Origin of the sequence: Microvirga sp. 17 mud 1-3, assembly GCF_003151255.1 — a bacterium.
Classification (GTDB): Bacteria; Pseudomonadota; Alphaproteobacteria; order Rhizobiales; family Beijerinckiaceae; genus Microvirga.
Genome location: NZ_CP029481.1, coordinates 398,634 through 419,356 on the forward strand (window position 1 = coordinate 398,634; position 20,723 = coordinate 419,356).

Sequence of the window (20,723 nt, forward strand, 5' to 3'; positions counted from 1 at the left end):
TTTCGTGAGGGGCTCTTGCCGTGGGGGCCGTCCATCCTGAATAATCGTCCCATGTCCTTCCTGTCCCATCTTCGCGCGTTCTTTGGTCCGGCTGCCGTTCCGGAGGGCTCAGACGGTCATGGGGAGCAGCTTACCGTAGCGGCGCTCCTGGCGCTCGTCGCCCAGGCCGATGGCCGCCTCCTCAGGGTCGAGGAGGAGGAATTGCGCAGAGCGCTGCGCGCGCGGTTCGGCCTGGAGGAAAGCGAGGTCGAGCGCCTCGTGGCCCGGGCCCGCGACGGCGATGCGGCGCCTGACCCGGCAACGACCCTGATCGACCGGATCGTCCAGGACATCCCGCCCACCGAGCGGCCGCGCCTTCTGGCGCTCGCCTACCGGATCGCGGCCGTCGACGGCAATATCCACGAGTTTGAAGATGATCTCATCTGGCGGACGGGGCGGCTTCTCGGCCTCTCGGAAACGGAACTCGCCGATGCGCGGCGGGACGCCCTCGGCGATCCGGAACAGGTCCGCAGTCATGGCTAAGCGCTCCATGCCTGATCCGATCCTGATCGTCCTGCATCAGGAGCATTCCACCCCCGGCCGGGTCGGACGGCTCCTGCAGGAGCGCGGCCACCGCCTCGACATCCGCCGCCCCCGTTATGGCGATCCCCTGCCCGAGACCCTGGCGGAGCATGCGGGCGCGATCATCTTCGGCGGCCCCATGAGCGCCAATGACGGGGACGATTTCATCAAGGCGGAGATCGACTGGATCCGCGTGCCGTTACGGGAGAACAAGCCCTATCTCGGCCTGTGCCTCGGGGCGCAGATGCTGGCCAAGCATCTCGGCGCTCGCGTCTGGGAGCATCCCGACGGACGGGCAGAGATCGGCTATTATCCACTCCTTCCGACGGAGGACGGGACGGCGCTGAGCGAGGCCTGGGGCGTGTCCTGGCCGAGTCATGTCTACCACTGGCACCGGGAGGGGTTCGATTGCCCCTCGGGAGCCGCCACGCTCGCCACCGGCGACGATTTCCCGACCCAGGCCATCCGTGCCGGACAGGCGGCCTATGGCCTGCAGTTCCACCCGGAGGTCACGCACGCCATGATCTGCCGCTGGACCGTCCGTGCAGCCGAGCGCCTGGCCATGCCCGGTGCGCAGGATCGTGCCCGGCAGATCGAGGGCCGCTTCCTCTACGACCCTCAGGTGTCGCTCTGGCTCGACCGTTTCCTCGACCACTGGCTCGATCCGCAGAGGCCTGCCGAGAAGATCGCCTGAACCGGAGCATCACGCGGGGTCGAACTCGAAGGGCGAGACGCCCCGCCTCATCTCGTCGACGATCAGCGCATGCATCAGGGGCGGCGCCGCGCGCTGCGGGCAGGCGACCCGTTCGCACAGGCGGCAATTGATGCCGATAGGCGTCGGGTCCGGCGCCGAAAGGTCGAGGCCGCGGGCATAGACGAGGCGGTGGGCATATTTCAGCTCGCAGCCCAGGCCGACGGCGAATTGAGGGTCCGGCGTGCCCCAGGCGGTCGAGGCCCGCCGGACTGCGCGCGCCACCGAGAACCAGCGCGACATGTCGGGAAGCTCGACGATCTGCGTCACGATCTGGCCCGGCGACTTGAAGGTGGCATGCAGGTTCCACAGGGGGCAGGTGCCGCCATATTGCGAGAACGGGAAGCGCCCGGACGAGAAACGCTTCGAGACGTTGCCGGCCGAATCCACCCGCACCAGAAAGAACGGGATGCCCCGGGCGCCCGGGCGGGCGAGCGTGGTCAGGCGGTGGGCCACCTGCTCGAAGCTCGCGCCGAAGCGGGCGCACAGAACCTCCACGTCGTAGCCGAGCGCCTCGGCCGCCGTGTGGAACCGGCCGTAGGGCATCATCAGGGCGCCGGCGAAGTAATTGCCGAGCGAGACCCTGAGCAGCCGGCGGGCCGGGCCGTCCGTCGGCTCGAGCCGCGCCGAGAGATCGTCGATGGACTGCCGCATCTCCGTGAAGGCGAGCTGATAGGCGGCCTGGAAGGTGCGCCCCGGCGGATCGACCATTTCGGAAATGAGCAGCTGGCGGCGGTGGTGGTCGTAGCGCCTCAGCGAATCCGACATCACGTCGACCGGCATGACCCGCACCCGGATGCCGTGCTTGGCACGCAGCCGCTCGGCAATGGCGAAGAAGGGCTCATGTCCGGTCACCTGCAGGTCGGACGCCAAGGCCTCGGCGGCCTCGTCGAGCTCCGGAAAATAGTTCTTCGCTTCCTGGATCAGGTGCCTGACCCGGTCGACCGGGTTGTCCTGCGGCGCGTCCTCGGCCCTGTCCCGATCGCTGACCTCGGGAGGGCGCGCCTCCCGGGCGCCGCGCAGGGCCACATAGGCCCGGTAGAGCCGGCTCACCGCATCGATCAGGCCGGGCGCGGCCTCCACCGTTTCGCGCAGCTCCAGGCGCGGCACGGGGGTGCTGCGGAACAGCGGGTCGGCGAATATTTCCTCCAGCTCGGAGGCGGTCCGCTCGGTGTCGTCGGTGGCGAATTCCCGCGGGTCGAGCGAGTAGGTGTCGGCAAGCCGGATCAGGACCTGGGCCGTGATCGGGCGCTGGTTGCGCTCCATCAGGTTGAGATAGCTGGGCGAGAGCCCAAGCTCCTCGGCCATGCCCGCCTGACTCAGGTTCAGGTCGCGACGCAGGCGCTTGAGGCGGGGGCCGACGAAGAGTTTCCGGGAATCGTCCATTTGTAAATTTCTTTACAGATTTACTGAGTACATCCTGTCGTGTGTTTACACGTCGACTTTTCTTCCAAAATCAACCGTTGAAACCATCGGCTCCTCGGCCGTTACTGATAGGCGCAGCCTGTCGCTCCGGGAAGATTGTGGATGGCGGGCCGGATTTGTCAACGATTGTAAATGAAAGGACGCCCGATGAACGCACCTCAGAACCCGGCCTCGTTCGATGAGCTCTTAGCCGCCGCTCCCGCGGGGCGCTTCGACGGCATCCGCCGTCCCTACGGGCTCGCGGACGTGCTGCGGCTGCGCGGTTCCGTGCCGATTGCCCATACCCTCGCGGAGCGCGGCGCCCAGCGCCTGTGGCGGCTTCTTCAGGAGCGTCCCTACGTGCATTCCCTCGGCGCCATGACGGGCAACCAGGCCATGCAGATGGCCCGCGCCGGGCTCGAGGCGATCTACCTTTCCGGCTGGCAGGTGGCGGCGGACTCGAACGTGGCCGGCGCCATGTATCCGGATCAGTCGCTCTACCCGGCCAATTCCGGCCCCGAGCTGTGCCGGCGCATCAACCGCACCCTGCAGCGCGCCGACCAGATCGAGCATGCGGAGGGCGGCGCGCAGCGGGACTGGTTCCTGCCCATCGTGGCCGACGCGGAGGCGGGCTTCGGCGGTCCCCTCAACACCTTCGAGATCATGAAGGCCTATATCGAAGCGGGCGCGGCGGGCGTCCATTTCGAGGACCAGCTCGCCTCGGAGAAGAAGTGCGGCCATCTCGGCGGCAAGGTGCTGATCCCAACCTCCGCCCATGAGCGCAACCTCGTGGCCGCGCGGCTCGCCGCCGACGTCATGGGAACGTCCACGCTCATCATGGCGCGGACGGACGCGGAATCCGCCCGCCTCATTACGTCCGACGTGGATGAGCGCGACCGGCCCTTCATCGAGCCTGATAGCCGCACGCCCGAAGGCTTCTACCGCCTGAAGGAGGGCACGGGCCTCGACCATTGCATCGCCCGCGGCCTGGCCTATGCGGACTATGCCGATCTCCTGTGGTGGGAGACCTCGCACCCGGATCTCGACGATGCGCGAACCTTCGCCGAGGCCGTCCACAAGCGCTATCCGGGCAAGCTCCTCGCCTATAACTGCTCGCCCTCCTTCAACTGGAAGAAGAAGCTCGACGACGCCACCATCGCCAAGTTCCAGCGCGAGCTCGGCGCCATGGGCTACCGCTTCCAGTTCGTGACGCTCGCGGGCTTCCACCAGCTCAATTACGGCATGTTCGACCTGGCGAGCGGCTATCGCGAGCGCGGCATGGGCGCCTATTCCGAGCTTCAGGTCCGGGAGTTCGCCGCGGAGGCCGACGGCTACACGGCGACGCGCCACCAGCGGGAGGTCGGCACCGGCTATTTCGACCAGGTCTCGCTCGCCATCACGGGCGGCAAGTCCTCGACGACCGCCATGGGCGATTCGACCGAGACCGCCCAGTTCCAGCGCTCGACCAAGCTTCAGGCGGCCGAGTGAATCCTTTGAACCCCAAACCTATCAGCAATGGAGATCGGCAATGCAAAAGTCACGTTTCTGGGTGGTCGGTGGTGAATATACCTCCTGCGACTGCGAGCAGCTGGTTCAGGGAACCGAACGGGTGGTCGGCCCCTTCGAGAGCCGCCACGAGGCCGAGCGCACCTGGCGCACTCTCTCGGAAGACCACCGGCCCCAGGCACAGGTGCGCTTCACCATCGCGCAGGAGCCCCACGGCGGCCTTTCGGCCTGACGGGCCCTCTTAACCGCTACAAGCCACGGATCCTGCAGCCCGGACCTCCGGCTGCGGGATTGCGTGCGTCGATCCTATCCACAAGGGGATTCCAGAATCTTGGCAGAAGATCTGTCGGAGAACGAAACAGGCCCTAAAACAGGTGTCCGGACTAAAGGAGTCTCCGAAGGGGTCGATCGATGAAAGCTGTTCTGCACTCTCTGGCCGTCGTTGCGGCCCTCGGCCTGTCTGCGGTCGCGGCCAAGGCCGACGTCGTGGTTTCCTCCAAGATCGACACGGAAGGGTCGGTTCTCGGCAACATCATCCTGCAGGTCCTGAGCGCCAATGGCATCAAGACCCAGGACCGGATCCAGCTCGGCGCGACCCCTGTGGTGCGCAAGGCGATCACGGCCGGCGAGATCGATATCTATCCCGAATATACGGGCAATGCGGGCTTCTTCTTCAACAAGGCCGACGACCCGGTCTGGAAGGATGCCGCGAAGGGCTACGAAACGGCCAAGAAGCTCGATTACGACGCCAACAAGATCGTCTGGCTGACGCCGTCTCCGGCCAACAACACCTGGGCCATCGCGGTGCGCAAGGACGTTGCCGGACCCAACAAGCTCGCCAGCATGTCGGATTTCGGCAAATGGGTGGCGGGCGGCGGCAACGTGGTGCTCGCGGCTTCGGCGGAGTTCGTAAACTCTGCCGCTGCGCTGCCGGCCTTCCAGAAGGCCTACGACTTCAAGATGAAGCCGGAGCAGCTCATCGTGCTCTCGGGCGGCGACACCGCCGCGACCATTAAGGCGGCGGCCGAGCAGACCAACAAGGCCAATGCCGCCATGGTCTACGGAACGGATGGAGGCATCGCGCCCTCCGGCCTCGTGGTGATGGCGGACGACAAGAGCGTCCAGCCTGTCTATGCGCCGGCGCCGATCATCCGCGAGGCGGTGCTGAAGGAGAATCCCAAGATCGCCGATCTCCTCAAGCCGGTCTTCGAATCCCTCGATCTCGAAACCCTGCAGAAGCTCAATGCCCGCGTGCAGGTCGGCGGTGAGGCCGCGAAGACGGTTGCGGCCGACTACCTGAAGTCCAAAGGCTTCGCCAAATAGCCGGCGCCGGGTCTCCGGCACCGGGCTTCGATGCGTAAAGGACCGAGCCCATCGTGAATGCGCCTTCCGCCCAGGCCGGCCCGCTCGGCGCCCTGTCGGCGCGCGCCCTCCCGCTTGATCGGCTCGGGGGCGTCGTTGCGCTTCTCATGGCGCTTGCGCTCCTCTGGCTGCCATTCGTGACCTATCGGGCGAACCGCATCGTCTCAGGCGAGCCGCGGCTGCTGCTGCAGGCCCTTCCGCTTGCGGTCGCGATGGCCGTCGCCGGAATCCTGGTGATCGTCGCCTGTATCGCGGTTTTAGGGCGGAGGCCGTGGGTCCGGCTAGCGGCCGCCGTGATCGGCCTTGTCGTCGTCGTGCCGGCGGTCGGCTTGTCGGCTGGCTACGTGACGCCGCCGGAAAACGACTTCGCGCGCGTCTCACCCGCATCGGGCTTCTGGCTCCTGGTCCTGTCCCTCGGCCTTCTGATCGCCGATTCGCTCACGCGCCTGCGCTTCGGGCCCTGGGCGCGCCTCGGCGCCCTGGCGATTGCGGCCGGAGCCGTGGCGCTCCTGCTCGTCTCCGGCGCCTGGCACGACCTGTCACTGCTGAAGGAATATGCGACCCGCGCCGACAGCTTCTGGCGCGAGGCCGAGCGGCATGTCTTCCTGGCCCTGGGCTCCGTCGCGGCCGCAGTCGCGATTGGCCTGCCGGTGGGGGTTCTCTGCCACAGGAGGCCCGCCCTGCGCGGGCCCCTGCTCCAGGGGCTCAACATCGTGCAGACGATCCCGAGCATCGCCCTCTTCGGCATGCTCATGGTGCCCCTCGGCTTCCTGGCCGCGCAGGTGCCGCTTGCAGCCGCCTTGGGGATCCGCGGCATCGGTGCGGCGCCTGCCGCCCTGGCGCTTTTCCTCTATGCGCTCCTGCCCATCGTGGCCAACACGGTCATCGGCCTCGACCAAGTGCCCGCGACAGTGGTCGATGCGGCGCGCGGCATGGGGATGTCGCGGCGCCAGCGGTTGATGCAGGTGAAGCTGCCGCTCGCCCTGCCCATCATCCTGACAGGCATCCGGATCGTGCTTGTCCAGAATCTGGGCCTCGCGACCATCGCGGCGCTCATCGGCGGCGGCGGCCTCGGCACCTTCGTGTTCCAAGGCGTAGGGCAGACCGCTATGGACCTCGTGCTGCTCGGCGCGATCCCGACCGTGGCCCTGTCCTTTGCGGCTGCCGTGATCCTCGACGCAATCATCGATCTGACCGGGAGAACACGCTCGTGATCGAGATCGAGCACCTCACCAAGCATTACGGCGAGACCGTCGTCGTCGATGACGTCAGCATGCAGATGCGGGAGGGCACCATCACGGCCATCGTCGGCACCTCGGGGGCCGGCAAGTCGACCCTGCTGCGCATGATCAACCGCCTGGTCGAGCCGACATCCGGGCGCGTGCTCATCGACGGGCAGGACACCATGTCGATTCCCGAGGATGCGCTCCGGCACCGCATCGGTTACGTGATTCAGGGGCATGGACTCTTTCCCCACCGCACGGTCGCGGGCAACATCGCCACGGTGCCGCGCCTGCTGGGCTGGGACACCAAGCGGATCGCCGGGCGCGTCGATGAACTCCTGAACCTTTTCCAGCTCGATCCGGCGGAGTTCGCCGGAAAATACCCTCACGAGCTGTCAGGCGGACAGCAGCAGCGCGTCGGCGTCGCGCGGGCGCTCGCGGCGCGGCCTGCGCTCCTTCTCATGGACGAGCCCTTCGGCGCCCTCGATCCGGTGATCCGCAGCAAGGCGCAGGACGATCTCCTGGCGATCCAGCGGCGGCTCGGCACCACCGTCGTTCTGGTGACGCACGACATGGAGGAGGCCTTCCGCCTGGGCTACAGGATCGCCGTGATGGACGGCGCGCGCCTCCTGCAGGACGGCACCGCCGCCGAGCTGCTCGCGCACCCGGCGGAGGGCTTCGTCGAACGCCTCGTGGGCACGGCCGACCGGCCCTTCAGGCTCCTGTCCCTGGCGAGCGTGCGGGATGCGCTCGAGCCGGGCTTCGCCGAGGGCGAGCCGGTCGAGGCCTCGACCAACCTGCGCGATGCCCTGTCGAACCTTGTCTGGACGGGCCGCGATGCCCTTCCGGTGGTCGACGAGACCGGGGTCATCCTCGGGCGGGTCGGCATCGACGGCATCCTGGCTCACGGGCGGCGCCCTGAATGAGAACGCGGGCTATCGCCCTGCGCCTTGCGGCGCTCGCTCTGCTCGTCGTCTTCGTGGCGGCGCCGCAGCTCTTCGCCTTCGCGTTCGAGCCCCTGACCGAGAACGGCGCGCCCGCGATCTACAACCAGGGCAGCCTTCTCTTCCTGACCTTCTCGCATCTGCGCACGGTGTTCGCGGCCGTGGCGGCCAGCACAATCGTGGCGGTGCTGCTCGGGATCTTCGTTACGCGGCCGTCCGGCATGGAGTTCCTGCCCCTGTCGCGGAGCATCGTGAATATCGGGCAGACCTTTCCGCCCGTCGCGGTGCTGGCCGTAGCCGTGCCCCTCGTGGGTTTCGGCGAGGCGCCGACCCTCATCGCCCTGTTCCTCTACGGATTGCTGCCGATCTTCGAGAACACCCTCGGCGGGCTGACCCAGGTGTCGCCGACGGTTCTCGATGCCGCCAAGGGCATGGGCCTGTCGCCGCGCCAGCGGCTCCTTCAGGTGGAGCTGCCGCTGGCCCTGCCGGTCATCCTCGCGGGCATCCGGCTCTCCGCCATCATCAATCTCGGAACCGCCACCATCGGCTCCACGGTTGCCGCGAAGGGCCTCGGCGAGGTTATCATCGCCGGCCTGCAATCGGACAACATGGCGTTCATCCTCCAGGGCGGCCTCGTGGTGGCGGTGCTGGCGGCCCTCATCCACGACGCGTTCACGCTGGCCGAACGGGCGATTGCCCGCAGGCTCGGATCGCCGAGCCGCGCATAGGCCCGAGCCCGGGCGCCCGGGCTCGGGATTGGCATGCCGACCCGTTGCTTCAGCGGGTTTCCCGGAAGGGCTCGTCGTAGATCGCCGTGCGCAGGACATTGTCGCCCCGCACATAGCCCCGGTACATGCCGGAGCAGTTGAAGGGCAGCGAGACAGAGCCGTCGCGGCCGACCGCGATCACGCCGCCCGAGCCTCCGGCCGGCGCCAGCATGTCCATCACGACCGTGCGGGCGGACTCCTCGAGGCTGCGACCCGCATAGCGCATGAGCGACGCGATCTCGTGACCGGCCGCATAGCGGATGAAGATCTCTCCGTGTCCCGTGCCGGAGACCGCGCAGGTCTCGTTGTCGGCCCAGGTCCCGGCGCCGATCACGGGGCTGTCGCCGACGCGCCCGGGCATCTTCGCGGTCATGCCGCCGGTCGAAGTCGCGGCGGCCAGGTTGCCGTGCCGGTCCTTCGCGACGGCGCCGACCGTGCCGTGCTTGCGGGATTCGTCCTGATCGTCGGCACCGGACTTGCGCATCGCCAGGGTTTCCTGAAGAGCGTCCCAGCGCTGCTGGGTAAAGAAATAATCAGGCTCTGCGAAATCCAGGCCCTGCGCCCGGCAGAAGGCCAGGGCGCTCTCGCCGATGAGGAACACGTGATCGGATTTCTCCATCACGGCCCGGGCGGCCAGGATGGGATTGCGCGGCCCGCACACGCCCGCGACGGCGCCCGCGGCCCGGTCCCGCCCGTCCATGACGGCCGCGTCCATCTCCTGCTTTCCGGCCGAGGTGTAGACCGCGCCGCGGCCTGCGTTGAAGAGAGGCTCGTTCTCCAGGGCCATCACGGCGGCCGTGACGGCATCGAGCGCCGCGCCACCTTCGGCCAGCACGGCGCGCCCGGCCTCGAGTGCGCGTTGCAGGCCGGCGTGATAGGCGGCCTCGCGCTCCGGTGTCATCTTGCTGCGCAGGATGGTGCCGGCGCCGCCATGAATGGCAAGGACGAAATCGTTGTCGGGGGATGCAGAACCGGACATGAGAATCACACTTTTCCTGAGAGGTGTTTGAGGGCGTCGCTCAGCCCGGGGCGGTGGTGGCCGTCCCGGCCTGTCATCGGGCCGGCGGCGACGAGCGCATCAAGGATCGCTTCCTGCGTGACGTCGGCCATGGCCTCGAACAGAAGGTCGATCCGGTTCTCGTTGAGCATGCATTGCTCGACCAGCGCGGCCTCCTCGTCGTGATGCACGATGTTCCCCGTCGTGAAGCCGAGCGCGATGTCGCCGCTGCCGTGGCCCCAGAAGGAGCCGAGGCGCGCGAGACCGACGCCCGAGCGGCGGATGACCCGCTTGAGCTGCCGGTCGTTCAGGGGAATGTCCGTCGCCGCGATGATGATGATGGAGCCCTTCTCGGTCTCCAGGGCCGGGTCCTTGGCCGGATCTCGGGCCATTTCGGGCGAGACCCTGGTTCCGTCGGGTAGGCGCAAATCTCCGGCGCGGCCGAAATTCGAAAGAACGAGCACGCCGAGATGGAAATCCCGGCCGTCGAGGTTCACGCGACGCGAGGATGTGCCGATGCCGCCCTTGAAGCCGAAGGTGCTCATGCCGCAGCCCGCGCCCACGGCGCCGACCGCGAAATCAGGGGAGGCGGCATCGAGGGCGGCGCGTGCGTCCTCCTCGGTCACCGCGAGCGCCTGGATGTCGTTGAGCCAGCCATCGTTGCACTCGAAGACCAGTGGATTCACGGTCGCGGTCTCGCGGCCGATATCGGGGTTGGCCGCGACCGCATGGCGGACCAGCGCCGTCGCGCAGGTGCCGACCGAGAGCGTGTTGGTGAGCAGGATCGGGGTCTCGAGTGTGCCGAGCTCCTCCACCTGCACGAGACCCGCGCTCTTGCCGAAGCCGTTCAGCACGTGGACGGCCGCGACGGGCTTCTCCCGATAGACATTGCCCGCATGGGGCAGGATGGCGGTGACGCCCGTGCGGAGGTCGCCGTCATGGAGCGTGCGATGGCCGATCGTCACTCCGGGGACGTCGCTCAGGCTGTTGCGCGGCCCGGTCGGAAGGGATCCACAGGCAAGGCCCATGTCGCGGGCGCGGAGTGATGTGCTCATCACGGGCACTCTGCCTTCACATAGGCGGCGATGTCCGCATGGGTGGCGACCCACACGTCCGGACGCTGGGTGATCTCGGCCAGGAGCTTTTCGAGGATCCAGATGCGCGAGCGATAGCCCGTCACGTGCGGATGCATGGTGAGCAGGAAGAGGCCTCCCTCTTCATAGGCGCGCTCGAATTCCCGGAAGAAGATGTCGTAGACGGCGGTGGGCGGCGTGTGCGGACGCAGGCCGTTGAACCGGTGCATGTTGAAATAGACCGCGTCGTCGCGGATCCATTCCACGGGCAATTCCACGATTCCGGTCGGCTCGCCCTTTTCGAGGAGCTCGTAAGGATCATCGTCGGCCATCAAGGACGAATCATAGAGAAGCCCGAGCTCGCGCTCGATGCGCAGCGTATCGGGGCTGAAATCCCAGGACGGCGTGCGAAGTCCGACGGGGCGCACGCCCGTGATGCGCTCCAGGGTGTCAGTGGCGCGGAACATGAGGTCGCGTTCGATCTCATAAGGCAGCTGGCTGTTGAGCTCGTGGATCCAGCCGTGGATCCCGATCTCGTGCCCTTCGGCGACCACTCGGCGCTGCTCGTCCTCGTAGAGCAGGGCCGCGACGGCCGGCACGAAGAAGGTGGCCTTCGCGTCATACTTTTTCAGCGCGTCGAGGATGCGCGGCACGCCCTGGCGGTTGCCGTACTGTCCCTGTGACATGCGGCCGATGGACTTTCCGCCGTCGCGCAGCTCGTTGGTCTCGTGATCGGAATCGAACGAGAAGGCCACGGCGCAGCGCGCGCCGTTCTTCCAGCGGGCAGGCTTCATCGGCCGGCCGGCGCGAACGTGGTCCACCTTCCGGCGCCACGTCTCTTCCGTCCAGGTCCATGGCTGGGTGCCGATATCGTCCATGCGCTTTCCTCGCTGATTCATGTGAAGCTGCGGCCGGTTTACCGGCCGCATATGTTTACGGAACTTCGGCCGGCTTCAAGAGCGTCCGCCGTCCACCGACAGGATTTGTCCGGAGATCCACCCGGCCGCGTCGGAGGCCAGGAACATCACCGTCTCGGCGATGTCCTGCGGCCGTCCGAGACGGCGGGTGTGGATGCCCTCCACCAGGCGCGCCTGGCCTTCCGGGCCGTAGCTCTCCCATTGCCGCTGGGTCGCAGGGTTGGAGAGGACGAAGCCGGGCGCGACGCTGTTCACCGTGATGCCGAAGGGGCCGAGCTCGAAGCTCAGCTGCTTCGTCAGGCCCACGAGCGCGTGTTTCGCGGCCGTGTAGCCCTGGATCCCGGTCAGGCTGGGGCGCAGGCCCGCTCCCGACGAGATGTTGACGATGCGCCCGAACCCGCCGCGCTTCATGTGCGGCGCCACCCCCTGCGAGCACCAGAAGGCCCCATGCACATTGGCCTCGAAGAGAACCAGCCATTCCGGCTCGCTCACCTCCTCGATGGGCTTCGCCACCTGGCCGCGGACACCGCCCGCGCAATTGACGAGGATGTCGATGCCGCCGAGCGTCTCGGCCATCTCGGCCATGACGTCGGCGACGGCCGAGCGCTCTGAGAGGTCGAGGACGCGCGTGGCGTTCGCTCCCGCATCCGCCGCAACCTTCAGGCCCTCCCGGTCGAGGTCGAGCGCCCAGACCTTGGCACCCTCCTGCGCAAAGGATTGCACGATGGCCCGGCCGATGCCCTGGGCGGCGCCGGTGACGACGATGCGACGGTCGGTGAAGTCGAGTTTCATGCTTCCAACAATTGGTCGAGAGTGGCCCAGGATTGCTCGCGACGGTTCTCCTCGATGTCGTGGATCAGCGTGACGAGCTTGTCGATGGTCGGCGTCGCGATGCCGGCTTCCCTGCCGAGCTGCGAGATGATGGCGATCTGCGCATCCACCTCGGTCTTGCGCTTGCGCACGGCCAGATCCCGCCAGATCCCCGAATGGGTCTTGGCGGTGTGCCGGTTGAACTCCGCCATGGCGGCGACGGAGCGGCGCGCCGCAGTCTCGTCCGCGCCGGGCATGAAGGCGGCCGGATCGAACCCGTTGAAGCCGAGCGGCGACACGCCGCGCGCCAGCGCCACAGCCATCACTTCACGGCCGAGGCGGTCGAAGACCGGAAAGTGCTTCTCGGATGCGAGGTTCTCGGACATGGAGGCCGGCGTGAGCGCGGTGGCGAAGAGCATGGCGCCGTAGCCGAGCTTGCCCCACAGATAACCCCAGATGTTGTCCGTGAGCACGGCATTCGGCTCGAGGATCGACAGGAGCCGATGGTAGTCCTGCGTCCGCGGCGTCGTGCTGCCGTCGATCTCGCCGACCGCGACCGTCGCGCGATTGCCGAACAGGATGCGCCCCGGCTCCAGCCAGTCCGCGCCGAAATTCACGAAGCAGCCGACCGTGCGCTCGGGACCGATCTCCTCGGCGATGACAAGCTCGTTGAGCCCATTCTGTGCCGACAGCACCGAGCCGTCCGGCGCCAGGTGAGGCATGAGGGCGCGCACGGCATCCCGGGTATGGTGCGCCTTCACGGCCAGGATGATGCGCTTGAACTGCCCCGTGACGGTATCCGGCGTCACGGCCTTCACGGCCTGCCGGAACGTCTCGACCGGTCCCTCGATGGACAGGCCGTCGCGGTTCATCGCCTCGACATGGGGCGCCACGATGTCGACGAGGAGCACGTCCTCGCCCGCACGGGCGAGATAGGCGCCGAGGGTGCCGCCGATGGCGCCGGCCCCCCAGATCAGAATCGTATCGGAGCTCATTACCAGGTCTCGATCAGTGCACGGGTTTCGGCGATGGCGACGGACCAGATGGCATTCATGTCCTCGTCGGAGCGCTGATAGCGCCCGCCGAAATTGCCGTCGCCCAGGATCTCGCGGACGCCCTCGGGCCCGAAGGTGCGCATCCGCTCGAGGTCCGCCATCGGCTTCTGGTGGTCGGGCTGGACGATGCCTTCAAGCCGCGTCCACGGGAAGTTTTCCATCCAGGAGGCATGAGACGCGACCGGATCGATCGCCTTGACCTTCTCGAAGGTCTTGGGAGCGTTCCACCAGTTGTGGAAGCGCACGCGGCAATCCAGATTCTGGTTCATCCACTCGATGCAGGCGGTCTGGCCCGGGCTGTTGCCGCCATGGCCGTTGACGAACAGGATGCGACGGAAGCCCGTGCGGCGCAGGGAATCGAGAATGTCGGTGATCAGCCGGAGATAGGTTTCGGCCTTCAGCGAAACCGTGCCTGGATAGGCCATGAAATAGGGTGTGATGCCGTAAGCCTGCACGGGAAAGACCGGCACGCCGAGAGGCTCCGCGGCCTCCAGGGCCACGCGCTCGGCCAGGATGCTGTCGACGGACAGGCTCAGATAAGCATGCTGCTCGGTACAGCCGAGCGGAACCACGGCGCGGTCGTCCGTCTTCAGGTATTCTTCGACCTGAAGCCAGTTCATCTCGCAAATTTTCATTCAATCTCTTCCTTTGTCGCAAGGGGGGCCGAACGCAGGCGTTCGATTTCGGGGACCAGAACCTGCCGCACTGCGTGGGGATCGGGCACGTAGCGGAATTCGATGGCCTGGCGGCCCGCCGGCAGATCCTTCAGGAGCGGCTCGGCGCCACTGGCATAAACGAGAACATCGAGGGATTGCAGGAACTCGGTCAGGTCCGGATCTGTGATGAGGCGAACCTCCACATCCGAGACATGCGGCGTGAAGCGCAGCACGCCGGGCCTCATGAACGCCATGAATTCGGGAAAGATCGACACGACGCCGATGCGGGCCATGGGATCGATCACGGCGAGCTGCGCCCGCGTTTCCTCGGCGGGAATGAAGTTCAGATTGACGATCGGCGTGCCGGGCGGAATCAGGCTTTCCACGTCGCTCCGGCGATGCGGAAATGTCGCGCAGAGGTCGCAAGGTTGCGGCAGCGGCTTTCCGGCCTGCAGGGCCGAGAGGGTCGTGACCGCGATGGAATCGTTGGGTCCCAGATACTCGCGGATCCGGTCCGCATATTGCTGCGTCGTGTCGAGGAAATGTCCGACGATGACGAGATGCATCGGGCGGGACGGGGATCGCCCCCGGGCCGCGCGCGCATTCACGAGCGAGGAGACGACGGTCGGCGACAGGCCCATTTCCTCCGCCTCGTTGAACAGCGCGTCGATCCGGCGCTGGATCTTGCGCATGGAGGTGGAGCGCAGGCCGTCGCGGGTGTGTCCATCGTTCACATAGGTGCCGGCGCCCGGCTTCGCCTTGATCAGTCCCGACTTGCGAAGATCCTGATAGACCGTCGCCACGGTCATCGGCGCGATCCCGGCCCGCTCCGCCAGTTCCCGGACGGAGGGGAGCTTCTGACCCGGAACGAGCTCTCCGAACCCGATGCCGAATTCGATCAAGCCCCGGAGCTGGACGCCGAGCGGCACCGGCAGCGTCCGGTCGAGAGTGGCCGCGAGATTGGCCAGGATACGCTCCTGGGCGTCTTGTTCTATCTGGCTGGTACGGTCGCCCAACGCAACATTGGAACTATTCTTATTCATATCTAGGTTCTAGTTGACTTGGGGCAGGAAGGCGACCTACCGTTATATTCGACAAGTACACATTGGACGCAAAGTCTGGTTCTTAGCAAGAGGGGGACTTCAGGTGAAACTTAATTTCAAGCTTGGCGGTGCGCTTGCCGCAGCGCTTCTGGCCGGAACTGTGCTGAGCGGCGCAGCTTCCGCGCAGACGCTCACGATGGGTCTGCGCGCCGGGCCCGACTCCATCGACCCGCATTGGTCGACCCTGGGCAGCCAGGCCGAAGCCCTGCGCCACATCTTCGATACGCTCGTGATGGCGGACGAGAACCTGCAGCTGAAGCCGGGTCTTGCTACGTCCTGGAAGCCCGTCGACGACACGACCTGGGAATTCAAGATCCGCGAGGGCGTGAAATTCCACGACGGGTCCGAGCTCACAGCCGAGGACGTGAAGTTCTCCATCGACCGCATCCCCGTGGTGACCGGTCCGATGAGCATGACGATCTACACTAAGCAGGTGAAGGAGACGAAGGTCGTCGACAAGAACACCCTGCACGTCATCACCAAGGCCCCGGCCCCGACCCTGCCGAACGACTTCATCCGCCTCTTCGTGGTGTCGAAGTCCGTTGGCATGGATGCTCGCAACGAGCAGTTCAACTCCGGCAAGGCCGCCATCGGCACGGGCCCGTACAAGTTCGTCTCCTGGGAGCCGAAGGGCGACCTGGTGCTCGAGCGCTTCGACGGCTACTGGGGTGAGAAGCCCCATTGGCAGAAGGTGATCCGCAAGGAGATCCCGAACGATCCGGCCCGCATGGCGGCGCTCAAGTCCGGCCAGGTGGACCTCGTCAACTACGTCCCGGCGACGGACTACGCGTCCATGCAGAAGGACAAGTCGGTCGACACCTTCGTGGCCGACACCGTCTACTACTTCAACCTTACGCCGAACGTGAAGGAAACCCTGCCGAAGCCCGTGAAGGTCGACGGCAAGGAAATCGCCGCGAACCCGCTGCGCGATCCCAAGGTGCGCGAGGCGCTCGATCTCGCCATCGACCGCAAGACCCTGGTGCGCGTCGTTCTGGAAGGCCTCGGCAAGCCGGCCAACCAGCTGATGCCGACCAGCTTCTTCGGCGGCAACAAGAACCTGCCCGAGCGTCCCTACAACGTCGCCAAGGCTAAGGAACTGCTCGCAGCGGCCGGCTATCCCAAGGGCTTCGAGATCGACTTCTTCTGCACAAACAACCGCCTGCCGGGTGACGGCGCCGTCTGCGAAGCGCTGTCCCAGATGTGGGCCCGCGCGGGCCTGAAGGTGAACGCCAACGCCCTCAACGGCACGGTGTTCTTCCCGGCGCAGCAGAAGGGCGAGTTCCCCCTGTGGATGAGCGGATGGGGCACCCTGACGGGCGAGGCGAGCTACACCTACGGCTCGCTGGTGCACACCGCGGATCCGAAGACGGGTCTCGGCGCGTTCAACAAGCAGGGTTACTCCAACCCTGAGGTCGACGCTCTCCTCCAAGAGGGTGCGCGCACCATGGACGACACCAAGCGCCGTGCGCTGTTCGAGAAGGTGACGGAGGTCTCCATGAACGACCGCGCCTTGATCCCCACCGTGCAGCTCCAGACCGTCTGGGCCGCGAAGAAGGGCACGATGGTCATTCCGCCCCGTGTCGACCAGGAGACGCTCGCTTACGAGATCAAGCCGAAGAGCTGATCTCACAGCGTTCCGGCCGGGCAAGCCCGGCCGGCTCACCTTCTGGAGCGGCTTCGGGGTGCTGAGGCCGCTTCGCTTTTCAGGTCACGGAACGATTTCCAGTATCCTCTTCCAACCCATGCACGAGCAAGCATGATCGGTTTTCTCATCCAGCGTATTCTGCAGGCGCTCCTGGTCGTCGTCGCCATGTCGATCATCGTGTTCCTCGGCGTCTATGCCATCGGGAACCCCATCGACGTGATGATCGACCCGGCGTCCGACCAGGCCCTGCGCGAGGCATTGATCCAGCGCTACGGCCTCGATCTGCCGCTGTACCAGCAATACTTCGTGTTCATGAACAACATGCTCCACGGGGATCTGGGCGAGTCCTTCATCTACCGGCTGCCGGTGCTCGGCCTGATCTTCTCGCGCTTTCCGGCGACCCTGGAGCTGGCGCTGACCGCGGTGCTGATCGCCACCTGCCTGGGCATCCCCCTAGGGCTCTGGGCCGGCTACAAACCCGATGCGCTCTCGTCCAAGGCGATCATGGCCTTCTCGGTGCTGGGCTTCAGCGTTCCGACCTTCTGGGTCGGGCTCCTGCTGATCATGACCTTCGCGGTCGAGCTCGGATGGCTGCCCTCGGGCGGCCGCGGGCCGACGACCGAAATCCTGGGCATGAACCTCTCGGTCACCTCCCTCGAGGGGCTGAGCTACATCATCCTTCCGGCCCTCAACCTGGCGCTGTTCAAGCTCGGGCTCCTCATCCGTCTCACCCGCGCGGGCACCGCAGAGGTCATGAGCTCGGACTATGTGCGCTTCGCCCGGGCTCAAGGACTGTCCGAGGGCAAGGTCGTCGGGCTGCACGTTCTCAAGAACATCTCGATCCCCATCGTGACGGTCTTCGGCCTCGAGCTCGGCTCCACGCTCGCCTTCGCGGTCGTCACCGAGACGGTGTTCAACTGGCCCGGCATGGGCAAGCTCATCATCGATTCCATTACGGTGCTCGATCGTCCCGTGATGGTCGCCTACCTCATCCTCGTGGTGTTCATGTTCGTCCTGATCAACCTCGTCGTCGATCTCATCTACGGACAGCTCGATCCCCGCATTCGCGTGAAGGCTTCCTCATGAGCGCTCCCGTCGAAACACGCTGGGGCCGGCTTTCCAACTTCTGGTCGGACTTCCGGCAGAGCCCGGTCGCGGTGGCGGCGCTCATCGTCATCGTGTCGGTCGTGCTCATGGCCGTTCTGGCGCCTCTCGTGGCGCCGCAGAACCCCTATAACCAGGAGACGCTCGACCTGTTCGATGCGCGGCTGGAGCCTGGAGAGATCGGGTCCGGCGGCTATGTCCACTGGCTCGGCACGGATGCGGCCGGGCGCGACGTGTACTCGGCCATCCTCTATGGCCTGCGCACCAGTCTCATCGTCGGCGTATTGGCCGGTGCCTTCGCGCTGGTGCTGGGCGCCACAGTAGGGCTTCTGGCCGCCTATTACGGTGGTCGCGTCGAAGCGCTCATCATGCGCGTCATCGACCTGCAGCTCTCGCTCCCGGCCATTCTCCTCGCCCTCGTGCTGGTGGCGATGCTGGGGCAGGGGCTTCCACAGCTCGTGGCCGCCCTGGTGGCGGCGCAATATGCCTATTTCGCGCGCACCACTCATGGCGCCGCGAGTGCCGAGCGGCGCAAGGACTATATTGAGGCCGCCCTCTCGACGCCGATCCCGGCCCGGCAGGTCCTGTTCCGACACCTGCTCCCCAACGCCCTGCCGCCGCTGATCGTGGTGGCGACCGTGCAGGTGGCCAATTCCATCGCGCTCGAGGCGACCCTGTCGTTCCTCGGCCTCGGCCTGCCGATCACCCAGCCTTCCCTCGGCTCCCTGATTTCCAACGGCTTCCAGTTCCTGCTCTCGGGCCGCTACTGGATCTCGATCTATCCGGGCATCGCCCTGATGCTGACCGTGGTGGCGATCAACCTGGTGGGGGATCAGGTCCGTAACGTTCTGAATCCGAGGCGCAGCCGATGAGCGAACCCGTTCTCAGCGTCCGGGGACTCCGGACGCAGTTCAAGACCCGTGCCGGAACGCTCAATGCGGTCGACGGCGTCAGCTTCGAGGTCGGACGCGGCCGCATTCTGGGCCTGGTCGGTGAATCAGGCTCGGGCAAGAGCGTCACCGGCTATTCGATCCTCGGTCTGATCGAGCCGCCGGGCATGATTGCGGGCGGTGAGGTGGTCCTTAACGGCCGCGACATCACGCGCCTGAAGGGAGACGAGCTGCGCCGCATCCGCGGGGCGCAGATCGCCATGGTCTTCCAGGACCCGATGATGACCCTGAATCCGGTCCTCAAGATCGGCACTCAGATGATCGCTGCGGTCCGTGCCCACGACAACGTGTCCCGGCAGGTGGCCTGGACCCGTGCGCGGGATGCGCTCGGCAAGGTCGGGATTCCGAGCCCAGAGGAGCGGCTCGATGCCTATCCGCATCAGCTCTCCGGCGGCATGCGCCAGCGCGTGGCCATCGCCACCGCGCTCCTGCACCGGCCAGCCGTGATCATCGCCGACGAGCCGACCACCGCTCTCGACGTGTCGATCCAGGGCCAGATCCTGGCCGAGGTGCGCCGCCTGGCTGACGAGACCGGCACTGCCTTCGTGTGGGTGACGCACGACCTTGCGGTGGTGTCGAGCCTCGCGGACGATATCTGCGTCATGTATGCGGGACGCATCGTCGAGACGGGTCCCGCCGCCCAGGTGATCGCGGCGCCGCGCCATCCCTATACGGCGGGCCTCCTCGCGTCGGTTCCGGCCGAGCACGAGCCGGGCGAGAGGCTGCCGCAAGTCCCGGGATCGACGCCGTCCCTGGCCAATCTCCCGCCGGGTTGCGCCTTCGCGCCGCGTTGTTTCAAAGCCGGGCCCGCCTGCACGACCACGCCGCCCGTTCAGCATTTCGCGGATGGGCGTACTGCCCTTTGCCATTATCCGATCGAGTCCGATTCATGTCAGCCGCCCTCCTCGACGTCGACCACGTATCGAAGCGTTTTGTAAAGCAGCCGAGCCTCGGCGAGCGCATCGCGGGCGCCCTCGGTGCCGGCCGCGGGACCGAGGTCGTGCGGGCGGTGAATGATGTCAGCCTGTCCGTGCGCAAGGGCGAAGTGATCGGCCTCGTGGGTGAGTCAGGCTGCGGGAAGTCCACCCTCGGGCGGATCATCGCCGGCATCTATGCGCCCAGCGACGGCAAGGTGCTGTTCGACGACAAGCCCGTCGCCAAGCAGCAGGGACGCCGGACCAGCAAGCTGACGACGCGCATCCAGATGGTGCATCAGGACCCCTTCGCCAGCCTCAACCCGCGCATGCGCATCGGTGACACGGTAGCTGAGGGTCCCGTGGCCCATCGCATCGTGAAGGGGCGCGACGCGGATTCGTACGTGGCGGATCTCCTGGGGCGCGTCGGTCTCGACCCGAGCTATCGCCGGCGGTTTCCGCACCAGTTCTCGGGCGGTCAGCGCCAGCGCATCGCCATTGCTCGTGCATTGGCCATGAAGCCGGAGCTGCTCGTCCTCGACGAGCCCGTCGCGTCGCTTGACGTGTCGATCCAGGCGCAGGTGCTCAACCTGTTCATGGACCTGCGGCAGGATCTCGACCTGACGGCGATCTTCATCAGCCACGATCTCGGCGTCGTGCGCCATGTCTCCGAGCGCGTCGCGATCATGTATCTCGGCCGGATCGTCGAGCTTGCTCCCACATCGGAGCTCTATGCTTCGCCGAACCATCCCTACACGAAGGCGCTCTTCGAGAGCGTTCCGCGTGTCGGCGTCGGACGCAAGAGCTTCCATCCTATCGCGGGCGAGATCCCGTCCCCGCTCAACCCGCCGAGCGGGTGCCATTTCCATCCGCGCTGCCCCCTGGCCGGGCCGCGCTGCAAGACCGAGGCACCGGCGCTCGCCGCCATCGGCCCCGGTCGCTTCTCGGCCTGTCACCTCAATACCGGCGGAACCGCCTGAA

General features: G+C 66.5%; 21 protein-coding genes. 13 read left to right on the plus strand and 8 right to left on the minus strand.

Translation table 11 applies throughout. The features are described from left to right. Positions 1-51: 51 nt before the first annotated feature. Both C4E04_RS01830 and C4E04_RS01835 read left to right on the plus strand, forming a co-directional pair. Positions 52-522, plus strand: a complete 471-nt coding sequence (locus tag C4E04_RS01830; RefSeq protein ID WP_109594404.1) for a TerB family tellurite resistance protein — start codon at positions 52-54, stop codon at positions 520-522. Further along, positions 515-1,255, plus strand: a complete 741-nt coding sequence (locus tag C4E04_RS01835) for a glutamine amidotransferase (RefSeq protein ID WP_109594406.1) — start codon at positions 515-517, stop codon at positions 1,253-1,255. The genes C4E04_RS01830 and C4E04_RS01835 overlap by 8 nt, the downstream gene beginning before the upstream one ends. 9 nt (positions 1,256-1,264) lie before the next feature. Here the strand turns inward: C4E04_RS01835 and C4E04_RS01840 are convergent, their stop codons facing one another. Then, positions 1,265-2,698 (minus strand): short-chain fatty acyl-CoA regulator family protein, encoded by a 1,434-nt coding sequence (locus C4E04_RS01840; protein WP_109594408.1) that lies wholly within the window; start codon positions 2,696-2,698, stop codon positions 1,265-1,267. Positions 2,699-2,884: 186 nt separating this feature from the next. Between C4E04_RS01840 and aceA the strand changes: the two genes are divergently transcribed. From aceA to C4E04_RS01870, 6 genes are all read left to right on the plus strand, one after another. Beyond that, positions 2,885-4,204: an isocitrate lyase gene (gene aceA, locus C4E04_RS01845; protein WP_109594410.1), complete on the plus strand. Its 1,320-nt coding sequence runs from the start codon at positions 2,885-2,887 to the stop codon at positions 4,202-4,204. 40 nt (positions 4,205-4,244) lie between these two features. Continuing rightward, the gene (locus tag C4E04_RS01850) at positions 4,245-4,454 is read left to right on the plus strand and encodes a hypothetical protein (protein WP_109594412.1); all 210 of its coding nucleotides are present in this window, start codon (positions 4,245-4,247) and stop codon (positions 4,452-4,454) included. Positions 4,455-4,633: 179 nt separating this feature from the next. Further along, on the plus strand, positions 4,634-5,545 hold the full coding sequence (locus C4E04_RS01855) for an ABC transporter substrate-binding protein (protein WP_109594414.1): 912 nt from the start codon (positions 4,634-4,636) through the stop codon (positions 5,543-5,545). 146 nt (positions 5,546-5,691) lie between these two features. Further along, the gene (locus C4E04_RS01860) at positions 5,692-6,798 is read left to right on the plus strand and encodes an ABC transporter permease (protein ID WP_109600665.1); all 1,107 of its coding nucleotides are present in this window, start codon (positions 5,692-5,694) and stop codon (positions 6,796-6,798) included. Further along, a complete protein-coding gene (locus C4E04_RS01865) occupies positions 6,795-7,733 on the plus strand; it encodes an ABC transporter ATP-binding protein (RefSeq protein WP_109594416.1) in 939 nt (312 codons plus the stop codon). Before C4E04_RS01860 ends, C4E04_RS01865 begins: the two co-directional genes overlap by 4 nt. Beyond that, on the plus strand, positions 7,730-8,479 hold the full coding sequence (locus C4E04_RS01870; RefSeq protein WP_109594418.1) for an ABC transporter permease: 750 nt from the start codon (positions 7,730-7,732) through the stop codon (positions 8,477-8,479). The genes C4E04_RS01865 and C4E04_RS01870 overlap by 4 nt, the downstream gene beginning before the upstream one ends. Positions 8,480-8,528: 49 nt before the next feature. Here C4E04_RS01870 and C4E04_RS01875 read toward each other — a convergent pair whose 3' ends face one another. From C4E04_RS01875 to C4E04_RS01905, 7 genes are all read right to left on the minus strand, one after another. Next, on the minus strand, positions 8,529-9,497 hold the full coding sequence (locus C4E04_RS01875) for an isoaspartyl peptidase/L-asparaginase family protein (protein WP_109600667.1): 969 nt from the start codon (positions 9,495-9,497) through the stop codon (positions 8,529-8,531). Between the two features lie 5 nt (positions 9,498-9,502). Beyond that, the gene (locus tag C4E04_RS01880) at positions 9,503-10,570 is read right to left on the minus strand and encodes a P1 family peptidase (RefSeq protein WP_109594420.1); all 1,068 of its coding nucleotides are present in this window, start codon (positions 10,568-10,570) and stop codon (positions 9,503-9,505) included. Beyond that, positions 10,570-11,466, minus strand: coding sequence for a polysaccharide deacetylase (locus C4E04_RS01885; protein ID WP_109594422.1), 897 nt, complete (start codon positions 11,464-11,466; stop codon positions 10,570-10,572). The genes C4E04_RS01880 and C4E04_RS01885 overlap by 1 nt, the downstream gene beginning before the upstream one ends. Before the next feature lie 75 nt (positions 11,467-11,541). Continuing rightward, positions 11,542-12,297 carry an SDR family NAD(P)-dependent oxidoreductase gene (locus C4E04_RS01890; RefSeq protein ID WP_109594424.1) on the minus strand — a complete coding sequence of 252 codons (756 nt, stop codon included), beginning with the start codon at positions 12,295-12,297 and terminating at the stop codon, positions 11,542-11,544. Further along, positions 12,294-13,310: a ketopantoate reductase family protein gene (locus C4E04_RS01895; RefSeq protein WP_109594426.1), complete on the minus strand. Its 1,017-nt coding sequence runs from the start codon at positions 13,308-13,310 to the stop codon at positions 12,294-12,296. The genes C4E04_RS01890 and C4E04_RS01895 overlap by 4 nt, the downstream gene beginning before the upstream one ends. Then, positions 13,310-14,005, minus strand: coding sequence for a creatininase family protein (locus C4E04_RS01900; RefSeq protein ID WP_109594428.1), 696 nt, complete (start codon positions 14,003-14,005; stop codon positions 13,310-13,312). Before C4E04_RS01900 ends, C4E04_RS01895 begins: the two co-directional genes overlap by 1 nt. After that, entirely contained in the window at positions 14,002-15,069 is a 1,068-nt protein-coding gene (locus C4E04_RS01905) for a GntR family transcriptional regulator (RefSeq protein WP_109594430.1), read from the minus strand. Before C4E04_RS01905 ends, C4E04_RS01900 begins: the two co-directional genes overlap by 4 nt. 103 nt (positions 15,070-15,172) lie before the next feature. Between C4E04_RS01905 and C4E04_RS01910 the strand changes: the two genes are divergently transcribed. The 5 genes from C4E04_RS01910 to C4E04_RS01930 all read left to right on the plus strand — a co-directional run bounded on the left by C4E04_RS01910 (position 15,173) and on the right by C4E04_RS01930 (position 20,722). Then, a complete protein-coding gene (locus C4E04_RS01910; protein WP_109594432.1) occupies positions 15,173-16,753 on the plus strand; it encodes an ABC transporter substrate-binding protein in 1,581 nt (526 codons plus the stop codon). A 132-nt stretch (positions 16,754-16,885) separates the two neighbouring features. After that, positions 16,886-17,860 carry an ABC transporter permease gene (locus tag C4E04_RS01915; protein ID WP_109594434.1) on the plus strand — a complete coding sequence of 325 codons (975 nt, stop codon included), beginning with the start codon at positions 16,886-16,888 and terminating at the stop codon, positions 17,858-17,860. Then, positions 17,857-18,750, plus strand: coding sequence for an ABC transporter permease (locus C4E04_RS01920; protein WP_109594436.1), 894 nt, complete (start codon positions 17,857-17,859; stop codon positions 18,748-18,750). Before C4E04_RS01915 ends, C4E04_RS01920 begins: the two co-directional genes overlap by 4 nt. Further along, positions 18,747-19,766: an ABC transporter ATP-binding protein gene (locus C4E04_RS01925; RefSeq protein WP_109594438.1), complete on the plus strand. Its 1,020-nt coding sequence runs from the start codon at positions 18,747-18,749 to the stop codon at positions 19,764-19,766. Before C4E04_RS01920 ends, C4E04_RS01925 begins: the two co-directional genes overlap by 4 nt. Next, positions 19,718-20,722: an ABC transporter ATP-binding protein gene (locus tag C4E04_RS01930; protein WP_109594440.1), complete on the plus strand. Its 1,005-nt coding sequence runs from the start codon at positions 19,718-19,720 to the stop codon at positions 20,720-20,722. Before C4E04_RS01925 ends, C4E04_RS01930 begins: the two co-directional genes overlap by 49 nt. Position 20,723 lies beyond the last annotated feature (1 nt).